Source organism: Saccharothrix sp. NRRL B-16348 (genome assembly GCF_001280085.1).
Lineage (GTDB): Bacteria > Actinomycetota > Actinomycetes > Mycobacteriales > Pseudonocardiaceae > Actinosynnema.
Window position 1 is genome coordinate 21,060 of sequence record NZ_LGED01000234.1, and the last position, 25,203, is coordinate 46,262.

The following is a 25,203-nucleotide window of genomic DNA, read 5'->3' on the forward strand; positions in this document are numbered from 1 at the left end:
TGCCTTCCTCAAAGCACCGTCACTCGGTAGAGGTGGGTACACCTACGGTGGAACCGGGGTGTGTGCGAATGATCGTGAACCCTGTGCTGGTCGTTACCTTCAGTCGAAAGTGGTCAGTAAAAACCACCCGAATGGCCCATTTGGGCCTCAGGTTTGACGCGATTGCGCTAAGATCGTGTCTCGCGTGGCGTTGAGCGACATGTCCTGATCTGGGTCGTGGTTGGTCGGTTGTCGTTGCGGTGGTGCCCGACGAACTGTGCGCCTGAGCTGAGGCGTTGATCCCGAAGTTGAGGGCGCGTCCGCAGGATGGTGGTCCGGTGCTGGTGAACGACCGGACGGTGGTCGCCGCGATCGTCTACGTGCTGCCCAGCGGGTGTGGGTGGCGGGAGTTGCCGCCGTCATTGGGGCGAGCGTGCCGACCGCACACCGCCAGCTCACCGAACGGACCATGGCAGCGTCGTGACGACGGCTGCACCAGGCCGTGCTGGATGAGCTCGCCACCGATGGCGAGATCGACTGGCAGCGAGCGGACCTGGACGCCCAGCAGAGCTTTGTTAAGTGCTGTTGACCTGCGGTTGGGTGGTTGTGGGCCGTACAGGTTCGCGGCAGGTGCGACAGACGCCGGTCCAGGCCGCGAGTAAGTGCTGGAGTTCGCGCAGGGCGGCGTGGAGGATCAGACCTGCGCAAGGCTTGGGGTGCGACGCAGCCGGGTGCAGATGGCTTGCGCGACGGAGGCGAGGGTGACGTGGCGGTGCCAGCCCAGCCAGGGACATCCGTCGAAGTGGTCCAGGCCGAGGCCGTCTTGAGTTCGCGGTAGTGGTGTAAGCACCGTCACCGGTTCAAGTCGTCGAGCAGCAGTGCCAAGACCGCCTCTTCGTGCACCGCGACCTGGTGCTCGCGCATCGCCTCGGCCAGTCCGGGGCTCCACGGTGTGTCTGGTACCGGGCCGCCGAGCGGAAGACGAGCCGAAACGACCGCGTCGAGGTAGTCGCCGGCCGAGTAGCGCCATGGCCGCACGCCCCGGTCGAACAGGCGCTTGGCCATGCGAATACCTGCGACGTCGAAGTCGCCGTGGTACCTCACGGTGACGCCATCGGCGATGAGCCGGTCCAGCGCATACAGCGCCACGGTGGCGGGGTTGCCCGAGGTGCACAACAACGGCGTCGACGTGCCCGCCCGTGCTGCCGCCTGGAGGACCTGGGGGTTCTCGCAGGCGAACACGTCCTGCCCGGCGACCGCCCACGGGCGTTCCGCAGCGGCGCGCCACTCCTGCACCGTCACGTGGGTGACCAGACCGAGGTCGGCACGGGCACGCATTACCACCGACCACGGGTCGTCGCCCGGTGGGCGCACCGCCCACGTCAAACAGGGTGCCCGACACCGCGTCGGGGCTGACTCCCACCGCACTCCACAGGTCCCGGCGCGCGGCGGCGGTCGTAGGGAAGGGCGTCCCGGTCGCAGCGGCGAGCGCGCGGAGGACCACGGCGGCGGTCACCTGCCCGTTGTCCAGCGCGTGGGCGTCCCCGCACACGGCGCCGGCCAGTTCGGCGAGTTCGAAGGCCGACTCGACGGGAACCGCGTCCGCCACGGCGCCCGGCGTGCGGGTCACCAGCGGCACGATCCGGGCCAGTGTCCGCAACACCGCCGTCGCATGCCGGATCACGGTTTCGGCTTCGTCGCCCGCACGGATGAGCAGTCCTGTGCGGCGTAGTCCGTCCCGCCACGTGGGTACCCATGGCGCGGCGTCCAGTCCGGATTCGGCTACGACGCGCTCCCAGAACGCCCACAGGTCGACCTTCGTCACCTCACGCGCCCTGCTCGCCGCTTTCCGGTCCACGAGCGGGCTGCCGGTCAGTTCCGCGACCACGGTGATCAGCCCGTGGCCGATCGCCGAAGCCCTGAGCGCGGCATCCAGCTCGGCCAACCGGACCCTGCCCCGCCCTTGGGACACGGTGCGTCCGAGCAGCCCGGACAGGGTTTCGGCCGCCTGGTAGTCCAGGTCCACGACGATGACTCCGGTCGACGAGAGCCCGTTGCCCTCCAGGCGTTTTCGTACCAAGCGCCACAACGGCTCCAGACCGGCCAGGTAGTCGCGGGCCGGTGCCGGGATGTAATCGGCCACAGCTCAGCCCGTCGATCGCAGGTAGTGCCGGTTGCGGCCGTCCCAGTGCACGTGGGTGGCGGCTGCCGCGGTTCCCTCGGCTCGGCGGATCTCGTAGACGTCGACACTGGGAACCTGCGGGTAGGCACCCCACAGCGCGTGGCCGGTCATGCAGAAGTCGACGTCCATGCGTACGAGCAGGCCCATCAACTCGGCGATGGTCCGGTCGTCGACCTTGGCGAACGCGTCGTCGAGCAGGATCAGGCGCAGCGCGCTGCCCGTGTCGGGCAGGCCGGACAGGTACGCGTCTGCGGCGGCGAAGAGCGCGACGTAGGAGACGAAGCGGGTCTCGCCCTGGGAGAGCTTCGCCCGTCGGCTGATCTTGCGGACCTGCCCGGGTTCCGGGCCGGTGATCGACACCTCCACGCTGTGCCACTGCCGGTAGTCCAGTGCCGTGCGCAAGTGTTCGCCGTACCCAGCATCGGCGTCCTTCTCGAACCGCTCGTCGACGCGGTCCTTGAGGAGCCGGATGAGCTCGTCAGTGTGTTCCGCCGGGCGCACGGCGGCGCTGGCCGCGACCAGTTCGCGGATGCGCGCGATGGGACTGTCCTTGGGCTCGACCAGTTCCCAGCGCGGCCGCACGCCGATCCCGTGGCTGGTCCTGATGTTCGTGAGGCTGGTGTTCATCGCGCGCACCAGATCCTCTGCCTGGATCAGCCTGCGCCGGAGTTCCTCACCCACACCGCCGATGACGAAGTCGGTGAACACGCGGTGCTCGCGGTCGGTCAGCGCCGCTGCGGCGCCCGCGGCTTGCTCGCGCAGCCGCGCCGCGGCGACGGCCACGTGCTGTCGGCCCATCGCGTCGGTGAGGTCCACCAACCACATGCCTTCGTCGATGGTCTGGGTGAGGTCGAAGGTGTTGGCCAGATTGCCGCCGACCGCCCGCAGTGAACGCATCAGGCCGTTCTCGTCGATCGCCTGCCCCTTGCGGTCCAGCACTTGCTGCACGGTGGTGACGAGCCGCTCCACACCCGGACCCGTCGGTGCACCGGACGACGTGCACAGCGTGAGCAGATCCGCCGCCGCGGTCCCCGCAGCTGCATCCGCGATGCCGGGGAGGGCCACCTGCGCCGTGAGCCGCGCCAGGGCCTCACGGGTGTGTACAACGGCGTTGTCGGCTCGGGCTTTCGTGGACGTCACCGACTCTTCCGCCTTGTCGGCTTCCTTGTCCAACCGACGTTCTTTCTCTGACAGGGTGGCGACCGACGCGCGTACCCGTCGGTATTCGACTTCGGCTGCCTCCAACCGTTCGGTGACCTCGTCGGCTTCGGCTCCCAGCGAGTCGCGGAGGGTGGTGAACTTCCCGTGTTCGCCGTGCCACTCGGACCACGACTTGTGCGCGGCTGACTCGGCGTCCCGACGTAGGGCCGTGGCGTTGCCGACGGCCTTCAACGCACCCTGGTGCTCGTGGCAGCGTCGCCGGACCGAGTCGAGCCGATCGGCGAGACGGTCGCAGGTGTGCTTGGCCTGGTTCGCGCCCGCCTTGACCTCGTCGAGCTGCGCCCGGCCGGCCGGAAGCCCCAGGCGGGCGCAGCTTTCCTCGTGACCACGGCGATCAGCCGCCAACTGCTCCTGCTTGAGACGGGCGGCCTGGTGCGCCGCAGCCGCCGCGGCCTGCGACCTGCCGGCCTCCGCCGCTGCGGAACGCGCGACACTTCGCGTCCGGAGCAGGTCGTTCGTCCGTGGCGCGGTGCGTACGTGCCGGTCCAGGTCTTGGGTGACCTGGCTCAACCGCTTCCGCTCGTCGTCGCGTTCACCTGTCCGGCGGGTCAGTTCGTCGAGTTCCGCGGCGATGGCTTCGAGCCGCTCGGCCCGGGCCCGGGCGCGGGCGACGGCTCCGATGAAGCGCGGGTGGTCGACCCGGTGCTTGCCGCGCAGCGGGCCCGCGGCCCAGCTCCCGTCCACGTCGACCCACACGTGGTGCCCGGGACCGAACCCGATCCTGGAGAGGACCGAGGTGACGGCCTGCTCGGGCAGCAGACCGGCCGGGTCGGGCAGGAGCACGTCCCTGAGGGAACGGGGAGCGACTGCGGCCTCAGCGGTCAGCAGGATCTCGCCGTTGTCGGCTCGCACCGAACTGTCACCACTGACCGAGGCGGACAGCATCCCGGCTGACATCAGCGCGGCCTCGACGCCGGCTCGTTCGTGGTCGGCCAGCTCTGCGGAGAACTCGACCAGCCGCCACAGGGGCACCGCGCCGACGGGCGTGCCGCGCACCCATGGTGCGACGGGTGGCTCCGGGTCGCGTTGTGCGCGCAGCTCCGACTGCTCCAACCGCAGCTTGCGCGCGGCCTCGTCGTCCGCGCGTTGTTCCTGCTTCAGCTCGGCGAGCTGGTCGGCGACGGCGGCACGCGCGCGTACTGCGGCGTCGGTCGCAACGTGGCCCAGGGGAGCGAGGTCGTCGTCCGTGCGCTCGCCCACCATGGCGTCCGCGTCGACCAGGAGCGGCCCCACCGCGGTCTCCCGCCAGGAAACGTCACCGAAGAGCTTCCGGCTCTGCTCGCCGGAGGTCCACGTCCTCCACTCGGCGGCCAACGTCCTCGCGGTTCCGTCGCGTTCGTCCGCCGCGTCCTGAGCACGCTCGGCGTCCCCGATCGCACGGCTGCCGAGGTCCTCCGCGTGTTCCACCGCCTGCGTGACTTCTCGCGTGCGGGCGTCGAGCGCGGCGGCGTCCCGCTCGCGCCGGGCGGCCTCACCGGCCCGCCGATCTGCGGACCGACCGGTGTCGCGAACCACCCGCACCACCTCGTCCAGCTCGTCCGGGGTGACCACGAGCCGTTGGGGCGACGGCCGCTCGACCTCGTCCACCGCGCCGTCCAGCGAAACCCGGACCGTCTCGCTGCCGCCGGGTGGCGATTCGACGGACGCGTGGATCGCTGCCGGTAACGCCGTGGCCTGCAGCCGTGACGTGGCCAGTGCTTCGCGGACTCGGGACAACTCCGCATCGGCCCGTTCGACCTCGGCGCGAACGCCTTCGGCCGCGGTGTCAGCTGAGCGCACGGCCGCCGCCTCGTCCTCGCGACGACCGTGTGCCATCGCCGGGGTTGCGGAGGCGGTGCCGGCCAGAGCTTCGACGCTCTTGCCGAGTGTCCGGATGTCGAGCCCGGCTCGGTACGCGGGCAGTTCCTTGATGCCTTCGATGACGGATCGCAGCGTTCCCTCGCGCTCGCTGGCTGTGGCGAGTTCACCGCGCACGATCGTGTGCTGGTCGACGAGTCCGACGTGCGTGCGGACGGCGGTGTCGTGATCCCTCGCGAGTCGAGTCGAGTCGCTTCGGACGCCGCCTCGCGCGTCTTCTCCGCCGTGGCGAACAACGCGCCCGCCGTGTACCTCCGGTAGACGTCCAGGAAGGCGTCGATCTGCTCGACCGCCGACAGCAGGCGCCGTTGCTCCTCCCTGGAGTCAGCCAAGGCGTCCAGGCGCTCGCCCGCTTCGCGCAACGTCACCTCCGACAACGGGGGCAGGGCGTCGGACAGGATCTTGGGCAGGTTGCCCTCGTCGATGCGGTTGCCCATGTCCGGCGCGCGCAGGGTGTGCAGGAGCTGGATGAGACCCGCGTACCGCTCCTTGCCACTCGTTCCCGTCAGGCCGAAGACGTGGGACGCGATCCGCTCACGATGGGTGTCGGGCTTGTCGGTGATCCGGTCCGCGCCGATCTCCTGCGCCAGGTGTTCACGGGACAGCGGCTGTCGCCGCTCGTCCATCAGGTGCAGGTCGACGCCGACCCGCAGCGGCGTGGTGAAGTACCACGCCTTGGCCTCGCTGGTGCTGGTGGAGAAGCGCACGAGCGCTCCGACAGTCAGGTGCTCCTCCGCTCCACCCGTGTCGCGGCTCAACTCCAGCCAGAGGTAGCCGAGGCGGTTGGTCTGCCCCTGCGCCCCGTGGCGCATCAGGTCCTCCAGACGGACCTTGCCCGAGCCCGTGGCGTCCATCTTGCGGCGATCGGCGTCCAGCAGGAGGGGCAGCAGCATCTCAAGCGCGCGGCTCTTCCCGGAACCGTTGGTGCCGCGCAGGATCATCCGCCCGCCGGCGAACCGGAAGACCGTGTCGTAGTAGTGCCAGACGTTGACGATGCCCGCTCGCGCCATCCGCCAGCGATTCGGGTGGTGCTTGGGCTGCGCGGGGGCCAAGGTCTCCGCACCGGGCGATTCGGTCACGTGATCTCCATCAACTCGGGCGGTTCAACCGAACAAGGTCGGCGGCGGCTGGTCGCCGATCCTGCGCATCGCGCGCGTGCGCGCGGGGGCGCGGTGGGGCTCCGGTCGGTACCGGGCGGAGGCGGGGTGCAGGACCAGCCCGTCCTCGTCGGCGACCACGATGCTCACCGATTCCAGCAACAGCACCGCTTCCTGCATGAGCGATGACGGCTTCTCGACGTAGCTCTTCGCGAAGGCGCTGCCGTACTGCTCGATGATGAGGTCGATGTTCGCTTCGACGGCGCTCCACGGGACGCGGACACCGGGCACCGTACGACCCGCGACGGTCGCGGTGTCTCCCGCCGCCGGTCTGGACTCGTCGTTGAGGGCGTTCACGAAGAGGAGGGCCGCGTGCGCGACGGTCCCGGAGCCCGGGAACGCGACGTCGCTGACCGCCTCCTCGGGGTCGTAGGCGAGGACGCCCTCGGACCGCGCCTCGAGGACCAGACCGAACGACTCGTCGAGCACCCGGGCCACCTCTCGCCGCTCGCGGGACAGCACGTCCCGCTCGGCTTCCGTGAGATCCTCACGGCGTACCAGCGGGTTCTCCACCAGCTTGCGCCGGAGGCTGCGGCGCGGTTGTTCCGGCTCCAGCGGGTCGGCCTGCGCGCCGTCGAGCAGGGCGACCGGCGAGTCGAACCCGGACAGCGCCCTGGACAGGAGGTGGGGGAGCAGGGGGCGGTGGATGTCGAGCAGAGCTTCCTCTTGCCGTGTCTCCCATCCCGCCACGGAACCATCGGTCTCCGTGAGCACGCCCCAGTCGACCAGTACGTCTACGGCCCGCACGAGATCGCGCGACGCACCGAGGTCGTCGCCCAGCGTTATCTCCGCCGTCACAGCGTCCGCGCGGACCTGCTCGACCAGAACGCTCATGAGCACCTGGTCGCTGATGTGCGGTGCCAGCAGGCTCGCGCACACCAGTGCAAGGTAGGAGTACGTGCGGGCGGTGAACCGCCTGTCGTTGCGCGTGAACGCGGGCCGTGGAACGGTGTCGGCACTCAGCGGCGCCTTGAGCAGGCGCGCGAAGGTCGACTCGACGACGAGTTGGTACCCGAGCACGGTGGTGAACATGCGCTTGAGCTGCGGTGAGTGCTTGCGCACCAGCGCCAGCTGCTCTGGGTGGCGCGCGGCGGTAAGCACCGGCTGCATCAGCAGCGCCCTCGCGGCGAGCCTGCGTTCGTGCGCCTTGTGCTCCTCGGTGCCGGCGGACTCCGGGCTCATGCGGTTCTCCCGGTTCGGTCCGTGAGGTAGGTGGTGTACCTCCGCGCGACCAAGCGGAGTTCGTGCACCACCAGGTCCCCGTCCTCGGAGTGGACCAGGGTCCGGGCGCCGGTCGCGGGCTCGGCGATGACCTCCAGGTCCAGGTCGGTGTCGGCCTCGAAGGCGACGCCGGTGTGGTCCTGGTTCTTGGCGAGCAGCCCTCCCAGCAGCGCGAGGAGCAGTTCCCTGGCCGCGGGGCTGACCTTGACGCCGTCCAGCGCGCCAGCGGCGACCAGTTCGTCGGCGGCGACCCGTCGAGCCCTCGCCTCGACCTCCGCATCATGCAGGAGCCGCTCCTGGTCCAGTCGGGGATCGGGCACCGACGAGGTCCGTCCGCGCGCCGCGCGGTCACCACGATCACGCAGGCTGACCGGCACGTCGATGGGGGTGGCGTCCCACCACGAGGTGTTCACCCCGTCCCGGACGCCTTGCTCTTCCGGGCCGAAGAACAGGTGGCGGGCCGGGTAGGAACCGAACGTCGCCGCGTAGAGCCGGTGGGCGGTGTCGTCGTCCACCTTGGCGAACCAGGACGCCAACGTGAGCAGGTCAGCTCGCCTGCTGACCCCCGTGCCCGCCGCCGCGAGCATCCGCCTGGCGTTGGTCAACAGCTGGCGCAGCGCTTGGTCCGCCGCCGCCCGCAGTGTGTCCGGCCCCGAATGCCCGTCCGTCTCGTGGTACCAGGCGTGCAGGCGTTCCCAGTCCTCACGGTGGCGACCGGGCAACCGGTCGGCCGGCGTGCCGTCGGGCATGATCAGTGTCGGCAGGCTGTCCAGCACCTCCACGACCCGGTCGAACAGCGGACGAAGTCGGTCGCAGCGAGTGGCGATCACCGGGGCGTGGCGCGACACGTCAGCCGTGATCAGGTCGACGTAGTCGAGCAGCAACTCCTTGAAGTGCCGGTACTCCTCACCGGCCAGGTCGTAGCGGGAGAGCACCGCGTTGAGGTAGGCGTAGAAGTCGCGGACGCTTTCGTTGAACAATCGCTGGTTGTTGAAGACCGTGGTCACGTCGCCGGCCAGCGCCTCTGCATCCGGGTCCGGCTCGCCGATGCGCTTGATGATGCGGTCGAGGACGAGGACGGTGGCGCCGAGCAGCTCGCGTGCCACCTCCTGCGCCCCGTCACCGGCCGCGAGGACCGCCTCGGCGTCCCGGTGCACCCTGCCGCCCAGCTTCGAAGCCTGAAAGCGGCTGCGCGACCTGAGGAAGTCCCGGACCGTGGGCACGCGGGCGTCGCGCACGCCGCGAACGAGGTTGCCCCAACCTTCGAGCTTCTCGCAACGGTCGGTCACCTCGTCCACGGACAGCACGACCCCGCGCTCGGCGAGCTGCTGCGCCACCTCCGCCGCAGACAGGTCGGCCAGCAGGGGACCGGCGAAGATGTTCATGATCGATCGGTACTCGAACGCCGAAGACGTGGTCAGGTAGACGAACAACTTCCCCCGACCTGCGGGTTCCCCCGAATCGCCACCGTCAACTCGCATCGTGTGGGTGCCCTCCTCGAAAGGGACATCGCTTCGCGCGCAGCTCGTGTAACACAACACCGCAGCGGGGCCGCCCACCCGGAGACGCCAACTTGCCATCCCGCTTCAGCGGATTCGCGGTGAGCCCTTTCCGAGCTCAAGGTCCTGGGCAGGTAATGTGCTCACCGGGCCGAAAGCGGCACCCGTGACGTGGCGAATGGTGAGGCAGCGCGCAGCACGAGCGTCGGCCGATCAGAGTTCCTCGTTGTCCTCCTGCCAGTGCTTGAGCCTGATTACGAGGTCTTCGCGGCTGTACTCGGCGAAGAAGCGCTCCAGGTATCTCGCCAGGCTGGTCCGCACGGCCGGATCATGTGCGGCCAGCATGTCGTCGACAAGCCGCCCCGGAGAGTCGGGAGTGTCCTTGGGCGCGAGTACCTCCCGCGCCTTGTCGAAGGCGCGCGCGACATCCTCCAGCCGCTCCGGTTCGGCCTGGTGGTCGAGGAACCACCAGGCCGTCGCGCGAAGCGGGTCGAGAAGCCGTGAGCGCATCTGCTCAGCCTGCTGCGCTCGTCGCTCGTCCTGCCAGGAGGCGGCGAACCAGCGTCGGTCCGCCTCCTCACGGGCCGCCACCGCCGCGACGAGTTCAGCGTCGACGTCGACCGACGTGCAATGGCCACGGGCGAGCACGCCGGTGCCAGGTACGTGATGCCACCCGTTCAGCGCCGTGCTCAACGCGCCCCGCAACCTGTCCGCAGCGGTCAACGCGTACTGACCGCTCAGCCTCTCCGCACGGCGGGCGACACCCTCGTTCGCGATGTCCAGCAACGCGGGTGGGGGTGGGTCCTCCGGGCACTTGGCCTCCACGACGAGGGTGACATGGAAGGGCAGAGGCTTGTCGGCGCTGGGCAGTGACATGGTCACCTCGCCCGACGTGACCATGTCGTCGCCCTTGTCCGGCACCCACTCTTCTCTTTTCTCCGACGCACGCCGCCACAAATCCCGCATGCCCACGAGCATCCTTTATTCAGGTACCAAGATGTCGATCTCGTCCAGCCGACCGAACAACCGGTCGGCGATGGCGACCCACACGTCGTTCCCCGTCTCGCGCCCGTGTCGCAACGCTCTCCAGCCCGCGTGGTGAACCCGGCCGATGGACTTCAGTTCGCCGTCGGTGGCCAAGATGAGGGGTTCCACCATGCGGCCCCACTGCTCGAACGGCGCCTCGGCGGCCGTGCGCAGCCAGTCCCCGATCGCCGGGTACAAGCTCTCCACGGGCATCACATCGAGGGCCTGCCGCCAGAAGTCGACCAGGACGTCGAGGTCCCCGTCTTCCTCGTCCTGCGCCAGCACAACGGCGGTGCTCTCAACCAGGAGACGTAGTCTGGCCGGTCCGGCGTGGTCGGACCACTCCGCCACATGCCGCAGGAAACTGGCGGTGCCAAGGCCGGCGCCGATCAGCAGCGTGGCTTTCCGGGTGGCTTCCCACACGCGGGGGTTCTCCGAATCCGCCAGGTACTTGAGCCTGGTGAGCGCGATGCGGGGGAAGGACTCACCGATACCGGCGCACACCTGGGCCGTCAGCAACTGCAGGTCCGGCTTGGCCGCCTTCGACCAGTCGAGGAGCCTTTGCCGGACCCTCGTGCCCGCCGCCGGGTCCATCGCCGTGGTCGTCAGCAGCCGTACGGCGATCGACCGACGGTAGCGGGCCTTCCAGTGATCGGACACCTCGTCGCCGTCGGGCTCCGCGCCCGGCGTGGCCTTGGCCCAGCTCTCCGCCAGCTTCAGCACCGCATCCACGCCGCCGCAACCGGCGAGTTCGGCACACCGGTCCGCGAAGCGCTCCAACTCGTCGCGTGTCAGGTCGAAGTTGCGGCGGGGCAGCGCGCTGATCCACTTCAGCAGCGTGTCCTGGAGGCCCCGGTGCTCTTGCCAAAAGTGCCGGAACACCTCCGCTCCCGAACCGGGTGGTTGGAATCGACGGGTTTCGAAGTCGAACGACTTGTATTCCAGGGCGGACAACCTGGCATAGGGACTGGGGGTCAGCAGTGGCGGAGTCTTCTTGGGCTTGGTCCCGTTACAATCCAGCAGAAGGTCGGCGGCGTACACGATGTGCCACGGCGCGGCACCCTCCAGCAGGGCCGCGGCCAACAGCAGGGCGAGCCACTCCTCAGCACTGTCCGTCTGCTTGGCTCGGATGATCTCCCGCAAGGGCGGTCCACCCTGCTCCTGCCGATCGCGCAACACCTCCCGCAGGGCGTGCCTTGGTTCTTCCCCCTCGCGGACCCTGTCGGACACCGCGTCCGTGACGTCCTTGACCGCCGGCGGCCACAAGTCACGCAAGTAGTCGGCGAGTTCCGGGACGCCTGAGATCAGTTCGGCGGCGTCATCACCGAGATGCCGGGTGAACACCTCAACGGGCTCCGGGCGTTCCAACCGGTGCATCCGACCGTGCAGGAACTCGCCAAACTCGCGCGCACGGTCGATCGCGAAGATGAGGATGAGGTAGCTGCGGTGGGACACGAATTGCTTGCCGAGCTCCACCAGGCCAAGGCGTACCGCTTGGAGTTCGTCATGTGGCGTACTGCGAAGGTCCACGACAACCACGGCAGGTTCGTCCTCGACCAGCAGGTCGTCATCACTCAGCCGATCGATGAGTTCCTCACGGACGACCAGTTCAGGACGGGACTTCTGCAGTTCGTACCCCAGTCGCAAACCCGCGACGAACTGGCCGCCCCTGCGCTCGTTCGCCGTCAGGAGCAGCACCTGCTCACGACGCAGGATGCCGAACGCCGACTCGGCACCTTCCGGTGCGCTGAGAAGACCCGGTGGCGGCACGAACCGGCTGGCCAGGTGTTCGAGAGCAGCGTGGTCCTGAAGGCCGCGTCCGCTGCGCTTTCTGGGTCGTGCTTCCACCAGTTCGGCGAACTGGTCGCCGAAGATGACGTTCCTGATCGTTACTACGGGCTTGACGACGTCCCGCAACGCGGTGTCGTTGCTGTTCCCCTCGACCTCGACCACAGGACGGTGTGCAACATCGTCTGCGACCGGACGGGGTCCATCGCGGACAGCCTCGGGCGGTTCGGGTACTACTGCGACCGGTTCCGGCCAGAAGCGGTCGGCCTCTGGCACCGGTGGACGCGAAGGAGGATCGAGGACGTTGAACTCATCGACATCGTACTGGTCCACCACCGTCACCGCGCTTCCTGATCGATGCCGCCACCGATGCGGCGACCGCTGGACGGGCCGAAGTTGGCATCGTGCCCGGCGCGGAATCTGCCCGAGAACTCCTGTTTGCCCGACGACTGGTCCACGTTACCCCCCGGCTGTAGTGTTGTTATTCCCCGTCACCTCGATGTTCTTGGTGATATCTCGTGCCGAGTTTTGATGGATCCCGCCACGTACATCACGCGCTTGGACCACGTCAGACGCAGGTCCACTCACGTGATTGGAGACGCGGTTCTCGACTCCTTCTGATCGCGCCTCCACACGATCCTCGTCAACTGGGGGTTTCTCCGGCTGACGGCCCAGCAAGCCGTGCCGGAGTAGATCGCCGGAGGGCGCGGGCACGCGCAGGTATCCCCTTCCCGAGTACTCCTTGGCCGTCACGTCCAGCGGCGCCTCGACGAACTCGCTCGGTCGACGGGCCGTGGCCCCCGCCTCGACCACGTCTTCCATGACGGAGCGGGACAGCACCGAGGCGACAAAGGTGGCCTCGGGGTCGGAATTGTCCAGCAGCGCCCGGACGGCGGCCGCATCGACCATGCGGTTCGCATCGACCATGACGCGGCCCGAAGGTGAGTCCGCCAGCAGGCTGTCGAACGACGCCACCGGGCCCAGATGCAGGCTGGTGCGCACGCGGAGTTCGACGCCGACCGCTCGGAACTGTCCGGATTGACGCCGCAACTCGCCCTGCAGGGCGTCGAAGAACCGGTCTACGACCAGACCGACCAGGTCCCGGGCGAATCCGACGACGTAACCGTCACCGCGGAACGCCCTGAACTGGTGTTGCTCCCACAACGAGGCGAGGTCTGTACGCTCCGTGACCTTCCGAAGGATCTCGGGCAGCCTCTCTACGATGATCCGCTGCTGGGCGTTGTTGTGCTTGCTGAAGTGCCGGACATCAACCACCAGCATGCCGACGTACTCGTCGGCCGAACTGGGGCTCCCCGCGAGTTCCGAACTCACTGATCTTCCTCCATGCCCATACCCGCCTGACGGGAGGACAGCCTGCCCCTCGCAGCCGTTCTGTTCTGTCCATAACTGGACACACCGGTGCCTATTAGCGCTGGGACGTTCACGACCTCCAGACCGCCCCGAATGGTCCGCACGAGGCCAGCGGCCTTCCACTCCCTGAGCACTGGGGTTACCGCAGAGCGCACCAGGCCGAGCGCAGCGGCCAGTTCGTCCTGAGACATCGCAACGGTGGTGGGTGACGGGTGGTCCGGGCCCGCCGCATCGATGATCGTCGTGATCAGCGAAATGAGCCGCGAGGCAGTGGTGCGGTGGGCGAGCTGCCACGCGTGAGGCGCACTCTCACGCAGCTTCCCCATGATGTAGCCGTCCAACTGGGGCCCAAGTCTGAGACCTCGCACGAGCTCGACGAACCTCCGCTTGGGCAGTCTGCACGTCATGCCCCGTTCGATTGCCTGGACAGTGGCCGCATGGGGCAGCCCGTCCTGGGCGGATAGCTCACCAACCACATCGCCGGGGCCGCGGATGGCCAGCACGATCTCTGCGCCATCCGGCTCCGCGTACACCACCTTCAACCGACCGAACAGCGACAGCAGCACCCATCCGCCGTTTTCCCCCTGGCGCAGCAATCTGTCCTTCGCGCCGTGGTGCACCGAGGTGCCGTGCCGCACAAGTTCAGCCCAGGCGCTATCCGGTACGAGGGCACGAAAGCCGCGTGGTCGGCGGAGCTGGCGCGACTCGGTCACCAGCCTCTTTGTAGTGGTTCGTCGAGCCCAACGCCGAGTGCCGCGCCTCAATGTCACTCGAACAGCAGCATCAGCTGCGTCGGGAAGCCGGTTCAGACATGAGTGAGCCTCGTTTTGGTCGCCGGGGCTCAAGGTGACGACATGATGGCGGCTATGGAGGTTGTAGAAGTACGAGGCGAGAGGCGGCACAGTTTGAGTCGAGCCTCCCACCACGGGTAAGTCTCAGCCCCTGCTGACCGCAGTTGCGAGAACAACCCAGCCGGACCCTGTACCTGCCGATAACCTCATCCATGCAGGTAGAGAGCGTATGAAGCTCAAGATCTCGAAGCGCTCACGGGCGGGGTTGCCATCCGCCGTAACGTCGACCAGCGCGGCACGACGACCGGCTGTGCTGCTTCGACTGGCCTACCTGGGCGTGGCCAACGCCTTCGTGTTGCTGCGCCTGCTGCCCATGAGCGACTGGGACAAGGACGTGGAGATCTCGGCGCTGCGGCACCAGATCACCGTCCTGGAACGCCAACTGGGCGGGGACCGTCCGTGGTTCTTTCCCGGCGACCGGGCGTTCCTCGCGGCACTGCTGCACCGACTTCCCGTCGACACGCTTCGCCAGCTCCGACTGCTGGTCCGTCCGGAGACGGTGCTGCGGTGGCACCGAGACCTCATCGCACGCCGCCACGCAGCCAGATCCCGTCCCAAGCGTCCCGGCCGACCACGAACCATCCGCTCGATCCGGCTACTGGTGCTGCGCCTGGCACGCGAGAACTCCGCCTGGGGGTACCGACGCATCCACGGCGAACTCCTCGTGCTCGGCATCAAGGTCGCAGCCTCCACGGTGTGGCAAATCCTCAAGGACGCCGGAATCGACCCGGCTGCCAAGCGCACCTCGACGACCTGGTCGGCCTTCCTTCGCTCCCAGGCCGACGCGCTACTGGCCTGCGACTTCTTCGAGACATCCACCCTGATCGGCACCCGCCAGTACGTACTCGCGGTCATCGAACACGCCAGCCGCCGGATCCGCATCCTGGGCGCCACCACCCACCTGACCGCCGCCTGGGTCACCCAAGCCGCCAGGAACCTCGCCATGGACCTCGAAGACGCGGGCAGCTCTATGCGGTACCTGATCCGCGACCGGGACGGGAAGTACCCAGCGCTGTTCGACGCCGTCCTCGCCGACGCGGGGATCCAGGTCGTCTTCACCGGTGTCCGGATACCGCGGATGAACGCGATCATGGAGCGCTGGATCCGCAGTTGCCGCCGTGAACTCCTCGACCGAACGCTGATCTGGAACCAACGGCACCTGCTCCACGCCCTGCGCGAGTACGAGCACTTCTACAACACCCACCGGCCTCACCAAGGCATCGCCAAACGCCCGACCACTACATGCGCTACCACAGTCAGTCACCGATCAAGCAGCCGTAACCCGACTCGACATCCGTCGACGGCAGCGGCTTGGCGGCATCCTCAACGAGTATCACCACGCCGCCTGACCTGCACGGACGATATTTTCGGCAAGCACAGGGTTGTCCCTGCCACGGTGCGAACAAGGAATCCGTCCGGATAGCAGGGGGCGTCCCGGACCGTGCAGCGGAGCCGGTCGAGCACACGCCACCCCTAGGGCGCCGCGGCTCCCGCTCCGCTGCCACGCAATGGCCGCGTGCGCCGCCTGCAGCCAGCCCATCACCCCGGCAACCTGCAACCTCGCAGGCACCGCCTCATGAAGTCCCATCCAAGACCCTGGCCCCGCGCGCCGCCGCACTGCCGTGTCCGACCCGCAACCGAGCTACCTTGCCGGCAACGTTCGGGGTCAGGTCGCTTCAGGCAGGTCGAAGGCGACGGCGGTCTTGCCGCCGGGCTCGATCCCGTACCTGCGCAGTCGAGCGGCTTCCGCGCCGCGGCCGGTCGCGTCGAGCAAGTCGATCAGTTGAGGCATCCCGTCCGGCTCGGCGATGCCCATCATCGTGGAGGTATCGGTGGTTGCTTCGACCAGCCAGCGCAGCAGCAGTTCAGCCTCGTCGTGCCTCCCGAGGAGCACGAGCGCCTCGGCGAGCCGTCCGGTGGCCGACCAGTTCCCCTTGTCGTGCTGTGCGCGCAGTGGCGGCTCGGCGTCGGCGACGCGGCCGAGTGCACGGCACTTGTCGAGGATCAGCCGCTCGGCCATGAGGTCCTCGGCGGCGCTGCGCTGGAACCACGTGATCGCCTCGTCGAGATCGCCGTGCCGCACGAGGAACTCGCCGAGGTGCCACATCAACGGGGTGGCGCCCGCCTCGGCGTGCCGCCGCAGCAGTTCCTCCGCACCGTTCCGGTCGCCTCGCCGCTGCAACGCGGCGGCCAGTTTCGACACGGCGAGCGGATCGCCGGTCTCGCCGTGCGCCCGGATCCAGTGGAACGCCTCCTCGGTTTCCCCTTGCGCGGTCAGCAGTTGCGCCAGGCGCCACATGGCGCCCAGGTTCCCGGCCTCCGCTTGGGAGGTCAGCACTTGTTTGGCCTCATCCGTGCGGTAGGCGTCCTGCAGCGCGTCCGCCAGCCGCAGAACCGGTTCGGACTCTCCCGCTTCGGCCGCGCGACGTGCCCAGAGCAGGGCCTCTTCGACGTGCGTGGCCATCAGCCTGTCCGCAAGCACCATCATCGCTCCGCGGTCGCCGGCCACGGAGCGATCTCGCAGGTCGTCTTCGTCCTCCGCAAGGTCGTGCCAGAGCCAGAGAGAATCCAGGCGCAGCGGCGGGTCGAGGCCGTCCGCACGGGCGTGCCACGCGGCAGACTCGGTTGTCGCGCCTCGACGTTCGTGCAGCCACCCCAGCAGTCGCATCGCCCTCGCCGTCCCCGAGACCGCGGCACGGCCGTCCGACGCCACGCGCAGGGCACGATCGGCCAGCCGTGCGGCTAACGAGTAGAGGCCCCGCTGCTGTGCCTGCTCGGCCAGGGCCACGAGGTGGTCGACGTCGGTCGTGTGCTCGACCAACGCGTCCCACAGCCCGGCCGGGCAGCGTTCACGTTCTCGGTCCCGCGTCCCCTGCTGGCAAAGGTAGTCGTGCAGCTTGTACAGCGGTGCGCGGTCGGTCCCAGTGCGGTGTCGGATCAGCGGTCCCGGCGCGCCTTTGCACGGGCGGGTTGCGTAGTCCAACGTGCGTTCCAGCCAGTCTTCGCCCAACTGGTCGACCTCGACGTCGTTGAGGTACGCCAGGGCGCCTTGTGACAGGAGCTGCGCCGACAGGGCTTCTGGATACCCGAGGCGCCAGGCGTCCACCGCCGTCCGCAACACGGCCTCAGCCGCGCGTGGCGCCGTGCGCCACCGGTCGAGCAGTTCCGGCGCGCCTGCCAGGGACTGGGTGACCTGCCGGCCCGCGGCGTGCTGCCTGGCCCACGCCAACCGCGGGTCGGCCTTCGCGGCCTGCGCGAGGGCTGGCAGATCCACGTCCTCGAACATGTCGGGCACGCGAATGACATGTCCCGCAAGCAACGCGGTCGTCTGCGAGCCGGGTTCCCGCGTGAGGTCGTTGTGGTGCTCGCGCCACAGCGTGCCCAGCACCAGCACCGGCGCCCGACGAGGATCACTCAGCAGGGCGCGCAGCATCCCGACCACCCGCTCACCCCGATCCCCGCTCGCGCCCAGGTACTCCTGGGTCTCGTTCAGCCACACGACCGTGCGCGGCCCCACCCGGTCCAGACCGGCCAGCGCCGCTTGCGCACGGGTGGGCGACTGCGGGTGCCACAAACGCCACCCGCCCGCCGCGCGCAGCGGCGCCAACGCCTCCCAGCAGGCGCGGGTCTTGCCCGCCGCCGAACCCGCCGTGAGCACGGCAATCGCGCTCCGGCCTCCTACGGCCTGCTCGACCACCTCGCGGAGCTGCTCGTCGTGGGCACGCGGCACGTAGACCGGCAACCCGGGCAACTGCCCCTCGTCGAGCGTGATCGACCGGTGCACCTCCACCGCGTACGGGTCCACCACCTGCTCCAGCGGCACCCCCACCGGACCGCTCGGCGGGACCGCGGTCAGGTACACGTCGCCCGCGGCTTGCACCACCACCGAACCACCGGAAGCCGCGGCGTTCTGCGTGATGCCGGGAGTGGCCAGGTCCTCGTGATCGTCCTTACGCCCGCGCATCGCGCCATCCTCCCAGCGGGAACCAGACCCGCTCCACCCGTCAAGGACGGTGGCAGCGGGGACCTTGCCAGTACTCCCGGTGTGGCATCACGCGCTCGCGCCCGCGACGGCCGCTGCGGACGACCAACGCGACCACGCCGCCATCCAGTACGACGAGCCGACGAATGAAGGCCAACGCCAAACCCGGCCATTGCAGGTTCACCTCGGCGATGCCGAGGGCGGTGATCATGCGGTGCTCCGAATGGTGTGGAAAACGTCTCCCAGCGAGGCGTGGTGGGCGCGGAGGCATGTCAGGCGCAGGCCGTCGCGGCGGGCTCAGGTGAGGTTTGACCACGGGAGTATCCCATGGTCAAACCTCACCTGGCATGACGACGCGCCCACTACGCCGGACGACGAGAGGAGAACGTCCTGTCATGCCGCACCCGTCGGGCAGGGGGACCAACGTCTTCCGCTACTGCCGATTCCAGGACGTGAGGCCACGGTGTCGGCCGACCTGCCGTGCTCGCTGGATCGGCGCCGCTGGCGGCTCACGAGGACCATTGGGCATCGTTTTTCAGATGGAGTGGCGGAACCGGTGGCATCAGGAAACGTCGGGCTTGGTCGCGGCGTCGACTTCCGCTATGACGACTGCGAGCGCCTCGGGCACCATCTTGACCAGTTCCCGGATTGACAGGTGCCAGTGGGCGATCCTCAAGGCTCTGGCGGTCGCGCGTGCGCGCCGGTGCGGTTCCTGGCTTGCGGTCAGAGTCAGGAAGGCCAGCGCTTGTTGTTCTGGGGTGGTGGAGGGGTCGATGGATTCGGCGATGGCGTTGGCGCGGTCGAGGTCGCTGGCCCTGACTGCTGCCTCGGCCACCGACACCAGCACGCTCGCCCGTGTGTAGGGGTTGTCGATGGAGTCGGCGGCCGCCTCGGCGCGAGTGATCAAGGAGCGTCCTCGATCGTGATGACCGGTGTCGACTGCGGCTTCGGCCACCGACGCCAGGGCGCGTGCCTCGTGGGCGCCGATGATGGAGTCGGCGATTCCCTCGGCACGTGCGATGTACGAGCCGGCTCGGCGGGAATCACCGGTCTTGGCAACGACTTTGGCCAGCAACGCCAGGGTGCGGACAGCCCGCTCATGCTCGAACGGGTCGACGCGGATGTGGTCGATGCGAATGGAGTCGGCGACGGTCTCGGCACGCTCGACCAGATCGCCGGCCCGCTTGGAAGTACCGTCCCGGGCTACGAAGTCACTCATCGCCACCAGCACCTTCGCCTGCTCCTCGTGGGTGCAGCGAACAGAGTCGGCGATGCGTGTGGCGCGCCTGAGGTTGCCGGACTTGGCCGCGGCTTCGGCTCGGCCGAGTTCGACCGCGTTGGCCGCCGAGTCGATGGAGGATCCGAGTGACCTCGCCCGCTGGAAGTCGTTTCTCTCGGCGCGGCGGGCCATGGTCGCGGCACGTCCGAGCAGTTCTCGGGCTTGATCGAAACTGCCGGCTCTGGCTGTGGCATCACCTGTTCTCATCAGCGCCCACGCCTGCACGTAGGGGTCGGCGATGAACTTGATGACGGCGTCAGCGCGGGTGGGGTCACCGGCCACGGCTGCGACCTCGGCGGCGGAAGCCAGCGCGCCACTCCGGTCCTCGGCACCGCTGATGGAGCGCGCGATGGCCTCGGCACGTGCGACTAACAAGCGTGCCCCATCGAGGTCGCCGGCTTCGACCGCGGCTTCAGTCACCGACCTCAGTCCGGACAGGAGTTCCCGCTGGCCCATCAGGTCGGGGGTCCGGGAAACGGTCTCGGCGCGCAGGATCAAGGCGCGCGCTCGCTCGACATCGCCGGCCCTGGCTACGACTTCAGCCACGGACGCGAGTGCCCATGCCTGCTGCGCGAGCACCACGATCGAACGGATGATGGCGTCCGCCCGGTCAAGATCGCCGATCCTGGCGGCCGTTTCGGCTACCGCCACCAGTACCCGCGCCTGTTGATCGGCCATGAGGCTCGAACGGGTATCGATGGCGCGCGCGTTGGCTTCGGCCCGGTCGATCAGCCTGCCCGCCAAGTCTCGATCACGGGCCTTGCCTGCGGCTTCTGCCACGGAACACAGACCCCACGCCTGCTGCTCCAACCCGTCAATAGAGTCGGCGATGTCGTGGGCGCGGGCGATCAACGTGGCCACTCCGGCGATGTCACCGGCCTCGGCGACGATTCCTGCCGCCGACGCCAGTGCTCTTGTCCGCCAGTAGGGAGCCGTGATGGAGTTGGCGGTGATCTCGGTGCGCTGAACGTCGCCGGTCCTGGCCACTGCTTCGGTCACCGACATCAGGGCTTTGTCCCTGTCTTCGTACTCAGCCGTGATGGCGCGTGCCAGAGCCTCGGCGCGATCTATCCCACTGACCTCGGCTGTCGCTTCGACCAGCAACACCAGGGCACTCGACGCAGAATTGACGTCGGTGATCGAGCGGGCGACGGCCTCCGCCTGGTCGATCAGCGTGGCGGCCCGCTCGGGTTGACCAGCCTTGGCGGCAACTGCTGCTACTGCCCCCAGTGTCAACGCCTTCGACCTCAAGTCGTCGATCAAGGCGCCGATGGCCTGGGCGTCGTCGATCAAGGTGGTGGTTCGCTCGGGTGCACCGGCTTGGACAGCGGCTTCGGCCACCCACACCAAAGCTTTTGCCCGTACCCACGGTGTGCAGATGGACCGCGCGATGGTCTCGGCGCGATCGAGGTGGCCTGTCCGGGCAGTCGCCTTGGTGACCGATGGCAGGACCTCCGCCTGCCGTTCCCAGCCATGCCGGTCGAGGTGGGAACGAGCGGAGGCCTCGGCCCGGTCAATATCCCCCAACAGCGCCCATACCGGAGGAAGGTTGAGAGGGGTGTTGTGGTTCTGGGCGGCCAGGCGATCGCGGTGGATGGCAAGCCTGACCATCGCGACCAGGTCGGGATTGTCCTGAGCGACGATCACATCCTGCGCGGTGGTGATCTCGGTCAACGCGGCGGTGTCGGCGCCGAAGAGGTCACGCATACGTCCCTGGCGGGCGAGATCGGTCGCGCACTCGGCCATGCGCGGCAGGTCACCGACGTCCTCCAGCATCCGGAAGAAGCTCCGGAACAGGTACTCCGGTGTCTGCGACGGCCATCCCAGTCGGCGGTATTCCTCAGCCCCGGCGAATATCCGGCGACGATGGTCGTCCAGTTCCTCGCTCATCAGGGTTCGGGCCAGTCTTCGCAGGTCCGCATGCGCCAGATCGTATTCGCTGTCGCTGTCGGGCGTTGTCGCGCCGTCCGTGCCCAAGCGGTGCAGCACCCGACCGCTCACCGTTGCAAGGCGCCGCTTGATTTTCCGCTCGCTCTTGTGTGTCAGTGCAGCCAGGCACCGGATGCTCAGACCGGTTCCGGCGGCCACGATCAGCCCCAGCAGCCGACGCGAAAGTGCGGTGTCGTCGAGCATGTCGGTGAGGTCTTGCTCCGCTCTTTGCTGGATGACCGCGGCATGATCGGAAGGCACCAGCTCCCGGGCGACGCCGGGGTCCCGGAGCGGGTGGCACTTGGGCACGTCGACAGGCGGGTCAGGGCGCCCCGAGGCGATCACGCGCATTCCGTCCGGTGGTCGTTCGGGGAGTAGCGAGGCGATGCTGGGTCTACGTCTGGGCCGGCTCCTGTTGGCGAAGTAGTCCTCATCGAGCCCGTCTACCACGAGGACAAGACGCCGATCTTCCTCACCGCACTTCCGCGCGGCACTGTGCAGCATTGAATCAAGGTCGGCACGCGACGGGTGCGGTGGCGGAGCCTCGCCCAGGACGACACCGAGCTGCTGGGTCACGACGCGGAGAAAGTCCTGGTAGTCGTCCTGGGCGCCGGCTCTGACGAAGAAGGCGATCAACGTCACCTCCTCTGGATCGGGCGGTGCCAGTACGAACGCCGCTAGTAGCGCGGTCTTCCCCGCCCATGCGGTGCCGCGCCAGTAGGAGTACGACTCACCGGATGGTCGAAGGCAGAAATCTCTGAGCTCGGCCAGCTCGGCGTCGCGACCCTTGAGCACGGGCGCCGCGAACCTACTGACCGTGTGGGTGTAGTCGAGCACATGCTGCGGGGCCGGGCGGATGACCGGGTCATCGCTGGCCTCGGCCTCGCGCATGCCGACCGGCGGTGTCGGCGGCTTGTTCACCGACATGTCGCTTGCCCTGACCCGGTTCCGCGCGTCCACCCACGGTTGAAGGTCGCTCTCGCCGCACGCCTGCACGAACGACCGCACAGTGGACGGCCTGGGGAAGCTCTGCCCTGTGGCCATCCTCTGCAACGTCGACGTCGAGCTGCCGCACCGCTCAGCCAACACGTGGTAGCTCAGGCCGGATCCGTGGTACAGCTGCCACATCGCTGCATTCCACACATCCCTGGTGTGGATCCGGTGGGGATCGATCATCCCTCTGCTACCTCCACTGCCTGCTACCGAAACCGTCACCCTGCCGTGCCTTCGGTTTCATGACAAGACCCATTGACCGCGACATGCGGTTTCGTACGGTTACGCCAACGCTGCTGCGACCGAACACCAATTGGATGCACGATGCTGGTGCCTGACACGCAGAAAGGAGCACCGGTGACGAGCACCGCCACGGCCACGGAGCGGCCGAAACGTGGTTGCGCGTGGTGACCGCAACCGGGATCTTGGCCGTGATCGGCGGCGCAACCCTGGTCCTGACCGCCGCGGCACGCGTCCCTACCGCTCTCGCCGAGTTCCTCCGAGCCTGCGTACTCGTGGTTACCGCAGCCCGCGAACTCCGTGCCGCCTTCACCAAGGACAAAGAGCAGCCCGGTGCCCACGACTCGAGCCCGTAGTAGGTCATGGTGCAGCGTTCGGGCATGGGCAACCGCTGGAGACGATCACACGTCACCGCATCCGCGAGTCTGGTCGACGAAGCGCGAACGCAATCTCATGCCGCGTAGCGGGCGTTCGACCTTGCGGCCGGCGGCGACCTTTGCTGACGGGCGCTCACCGGCGCGGCTGGTGCGTCGGCCGAGGGCCTGCCATGCCGTCCTGGGAAGCCGCCTTGGGATGATCTTGCTTCCTTTGGTGGTGTGGAGGGCGGGTGTTGTGCTGTTGTCCGGTCGGGACGTGCTCACGGACTGGATGGGCCTGCGGGCGGAAGACCGGACCGGGGTCCAGTGCGACCAGGGGCCGGCTCCCACGGGTGGCCTGCGGTTCGCGTTCTACGGTCGGACCTCGACCACCGAGCACCAGGATCCGGTGACCTCGCGGGCGTGGCAGTTGGAGGTGGCCCAGGAGTTGGTCGCCGGGCACGGCACCATCACGGCCACGTTCTTCGACGCCGGGCGGTCGCGGCGTGACCGGTGGCGAGACCGGCCGCAGGCTGCGGAGCTGTTGGCCGCGGTGCGGGATCCGGATCGCGGGTTCGACGCGATCGTGGTGGGGGAGTACGAGCGCGGTTTCGCCGGTGATCAGTTGGAGCGGCTGCTGGCGTTGTTCCGGCGTCACGGGGTGCGGGTGTGGCTGCTCGAGGCCGGTGGGCCGGTCGACCTGGAGACGCCGGAGCATCGGGCGTTGGTCAGGATGTTGGGTGCGCAGTCGCTCGACGCTCCACTTCCGCGAAGAGCAGCTGATCATCAGGATCGGCCACGCCCTGCACCTGCCCGCAGCGGCGAGCCCGCGTGCGGTCGTCGACAAACTGCGCGCCGACCAGGCCGTGATCATTTGCCATGTCGGACAGAGTCGTCATCGACGAACCGCGCGTACCGGCGGGCCGGTGAAAAGATGAACCCCACGACGCCGGTCCGACAAAATGTCGACCTGCCCCGTGGGGTAACTGTGTGTCCGAGTTTGCTCGTCCACTCTCCCGCGGGAAATCTCCCACTACCTTCGACGGATGGTGGTCCATGGGCAAACTCTACCAGCTAAGACGACTCTAGCAAACGCGTGGGAAATTTCCACTCTAGTTTTCACTCAGCGAAACAGGCGGTCGCCTCAGTGATCACTCTCCGGTGATGTCTCGATGAGCCTACGACCTGTGCCCAGGCGGTGCACGAAAGCCGTTCGAACCCTGGCCGATCATAGTGGTGGATGTACTCGGCTTTCAAGACCGCTGAATCAGCAATCGCTATCTGGTCCAAAGTTCGCATCTCCGACGTGGCCGTAGGTAAACTCGATTTTCCATCTTCTCCACGTACGTTTCGGTCTGCTCGAACATCTCCCTTCGCGTCGGCGATGAGGTGTTGGAGCGCCTTGCTTCCGGCCATTTCCAGTGGTGAGATGTCCTCCGTGCTGTGCAGCAGCGTCGTCACGCACAGTTCGAGGTACACCAATGCACGGCGTAACACACGAGCCCGGCCCAAGACCGGTTTCGCCACCGACTCACCCGTCCGCACCTGTATCCATTACCCGGCCAAAGTTGCGTAACGCAGCACTAGTGTCCTGCGCCAGGAATTCGATCAAGATATGAGGCGATGCGGTCGAGGATCTCGTCCGCGTCCTTGGTCCAGACGAAGGGCTTGGGGTCTTCGTTCCAGGTCTTGATCCAGTCGCGGATGTCGTTCTCCAGGGCGCGCAGTGACTTGTGGGCGGCGCGGCGTAGTCGTTTGTCGGTGAGCAGGCCGAACCACCGCTCGACCTGGTTGAGCCAGGAGGAGTAGGTGGGCGTGAAGTGCATGTGGAAGCGCGGGCGGGCTTCCAGCCACTTCCGGACGGTGGGGTGTTTGTGGGTGCCGTAGTTGTCGCAGATCAGGTGCACCTCGAGGTCGGCGGGCACCTCCTTGTCCAGCTTGGCCAGGAACTTCTTGAACTCCACGGCCCGGTGGCGGCGGTGGATCGAGCCGATGACCTCGCCGGTGGCCACGTCCAAGGCGGCGAACAGGGTGGTGATGCCGTGCCGGATGTAGTCGTGGGTGCGGCGTTCGGGCAGGCCGGGCATCATCGGCAGTGTCGGCGCGGACCGGTCCAGGGCCTGGATCTGCGACTTCTCGTCCACGCACAGCACCAGCGCCTTTCCGGTGGGTTCAGATAGAGCCCGACCACGTCGCGGACCTTGTCCACGAACTGCGGATCGTTGGACAGCTTGAACGTGTCGACCTGGTGCGGCTTGAGGTTGAACGCCTT

13 protein-coding genes and 4 pseudogenes are annotated in these 25,203 nt (G+C 68.1%); 3 read left to right on the forward strand and 14 right to left on the reverse strand.

Features of this window, described 5'->3' with window-relative positions; genetic code table 11:
* Positions 1–275: 275 nt before the first annotated feature.
* Positions 276–538: pseudogene (locus ADK67_RS49760) on the forward strand (transposase); the annotation flags it as partial.
* A gap of 135 nt (positions 539–673) precedes the next feature.
* Here ADK67_RS49760 and ADK67_RS55490 read toward each other — a convergent pair.
* The 10 genes and pseudogenes from ADK67_RS55490 to ADK67_RS36745 all read right to left on the reverse strand — a co-directional run.
* A pseudogene (locus ADK67_RS55490) lies at positions 674–831 on the reverse strand (IS701 family transposase); the annotation flags it as partial.
* Positions 832–1,317 carry a DUF2399 domain-containing protein gene (locus ADK67_RS49765; RefSeq protein WP_053721173.1) on the reverse strand — a complete coding sequence of 162 codons (486 nt, stop codon included), beginning with the start codon at positions 1,315–1,317 and terminating at the stop codon, positions 832–834.
* 61 nt (positions 1,318–1,378) lie between these two features.
* A pseudogene (locus ADK67_RS55495) lies at positions 1,379–2,122 on the reverse strand (TIGR02679 domain-containing protein); the annotation flags it as partial.
* Positions 2,123–2,125: 3 nt separating this feature from the next.
* Positions 2,126–5,356, reverse strand: a complete 3,231-nt coding sequence (locus ADK67_RS36710) for an SbcC/MukB-like Walker B domain-containing protein (protein WP_053721174.1) — start codon at positions 5,354–5,356, stop codon at positions 2,126–2,128.
* A 986-nt stretch (positions 5,357–6,342) separates the two neighbouring features.
* Positions 6,343–7,578, reverse strand: coding sequence for a TIGR02678 family protein (locus tag ADK67_RS36715; RefSeq protein WP_053721175.1), 1,236 nt, complete (start codon positions 7,576–7,578; stop codon positions 6,343–6,345).
* Positions 7,575–9,197 (reverse strand): TIGR02677 family protein, encoded by a 1,623-nt coding sequence (locus ADK67_RS36720; protein ID WP_157621240.1) that lies wholly within the window; start codon positions 9,195–9,197, stop codon positions 7,575–7,577. Before ADK67_RS36720 ends, ADK67_RS36715 begins: the two co-directional genes overlap by 4 nt.
* A gap of 132 nt (positions 9,198–9,329) precedes the next feature.
* Positions 9,330–10,037 (reverse strand): hypothetical protein, encoded by a 708-nt coding sequence (locus ADK67_RS36725; protein WP_197289793.1) that lies wholly within the window; start codon positions 10,035–10,037, stop codon positions 9,330–9,332.
* Between the two features lie 60 nt (positions 10,038–10,097).
* On the reverse strand, positions 10,098–12,272 hold the full coding sequence (locus ADK67_RS36730) for a hypothetical protein (protein WP_063797858.1): 2,175 nt from the start codon (positions 12,270–12,272) through the stop codon (positions 10,098–10,100).
* A gap of 117 nt (positions 12,273–12,389) precedes the next feature.
* The gene (locus ADK67_RS36740) at positions 12,390–13,262 is read right to left on the reverse strand and encodes a hypothetical protein (protein ID WP_231648533.1); all 873 of its coding nucleotides are present in this window, start codon (positions 13,260–13,262) and stop codon (positions 12,390–12,392) included.
* On the reverse strand, positions 13,259–14,014 hold the full coding sequence (locus tag ADK67_RS36745) for a Crp/Fnr family transcriptional regulator (RefSeq protein ID WP_082404355.1): 756 nt from the start codon (positions 14,012–14,014) through the stop codon (positions 13,259–13,261). Before ADK67_RS36745 ends, ADK67_RS36740 begins: the two co-directional genes overlap by 4 nt.
* A 307-nt stretch (positions 14,015–14,321) precedes the next feature.
* Here ADK67_RS36745 and ADK67_RS54120 point away from each other — a divergent pair, with 307 nt between their 5' ends.
* The gene (locus ADK67_RS54120) at positions 14,322–15,575 is read left to right on the forward strand and encodes an integrase core domain-containing protein (protein WP_231648534.1); all 1,254 of its coding nucleotides are present in this window, start codon (positions 14,322–14,324) and stop codon (positions 15,573–15,575) included.
* Positions 15,576–15,818: 243 nt separating this feature from the next.
* Here the strand turns inward: ADK67_RS54120 and ADK67_RS36755 are convergent, their stop codons facing one another.
* From ADK67_RS36755 to ADK67_RS36765, 3 genes are all read right to left on the reverse strand, one after another.
* Positions 15,819–18,116, reverse strand: coding sequence for a tetratricopeptide repeat protein (locus tag ADK67_RS36755; RefSeq protein ID WP_053721179.1), 2,298 nt, complete (start codon positions 18,114–18,116; stop codon positions 15,819–15,821).
* Between the two features lie 40 nt (positions 18,117–18,156).
* A complete protein-coding gene (locus tag ADK67_RS36760; RefSeq protein ID WP_053721180.1) occupies positions 18,157–18,345 on the reverse strand; it encodes a hypothetical protein in 189 nt (62 codons plus the stop codon).
* A 351-nt stretch (positions 18,346–18,696) separates the two neighbouring features.
* The gene (locus ADK67_RS36765; RefSeq protein ID WP_053721181.1) at positions 18,697–22,518 is read right to left on the reverse strand and encodes a tetratricopeptide repeat protein; all 3,822 of its coding nucleotides are present in this window, start codon (positions 22,516–22,518) and stop codon (positions 18,697–18,699) included.
* A gap of 1,153 nt (positions 22,519–23,671) precedes the next feature.
* Here ADK67_RS36765 and ADK67_RS51570 point away from each other — a divergent pair.
* A complete protein-coding gene (locus ADK67_RS51570) occupies positions 23,672–23,869 on the forward strand; it encodes a hypothetical protein (RefSeq protein WP_157621243.1) in 198 nt (65 codons plus the stop codon).
* Between the two features lie 645 nt (positions 23,870–24,514).
* On the opposite strand, the pseudogene ADK67_RS36775 reads toward ADK67_RS51570, so the two are convergent.
* A pseudogene (locus ADK67_RS36775) lies at positions 24,515–25,203 on the reverse strand (IS630 family transposase); the annotation flags it as partial.

What these genes read in the sequence shown, in the direction of transcription:
- ADK67_RS49765 (WP_053721173.1), bottom strand. Translation starts at nt 1,317, where the DNA reads ATGCGTGCCCGTGCCGACCTCGGTCTGGTCACCCACGTGACGGTGCAG.
- ADK67_RS36715 (WP_053721175.1), bottom strand. Translation starts at nt 7,578, where the DNA reads ATGAGCCCGGAGTCCGCCGGCACCGAGGAGCACAAGGCGCACGAACGC.
- ADK67_RS36720 (WP_157621240.1), bottom strand. Translation starts at nt 9,197, where the DNA reads ATGGCAAGTTGGCGTCTCCGGGTGGGCGGCCCCGCTGCGGTGTTGTGT.
- ADK67_RS54120 (WP_231648534.1), top strand. Translation starts at nt 14,322, where the DNA reads ATGAAGCTCAAGATCTCGAAGCGCTCACGGGCGGGGTTGCCATCCGCC.
- ADK67_RS36755 (WP_053721179.1), bottom strand. Translation starts at nt 18,116, where the DNA reads ATGCGCGGGCGTAAGGACGATCACGAGGACCTGGCCACTCCCGGCATC.
- ADK67_RS36760 (WP_053721180.1), bottom strand. Translation starts at nt 18,345, where the DNA reads ATGATCACCGCCCTCGGCATCGCCGAGGTGAACCTGCAATGGCCGGGT.
- ADK67_RS36765 (WP_053721181.1), bottom strand. Translation starts at nt 22,518, where the DNA reads ATGATCGATCCCCACCGGATCCACACCAGGGATGTGTGGAATGCAGCG.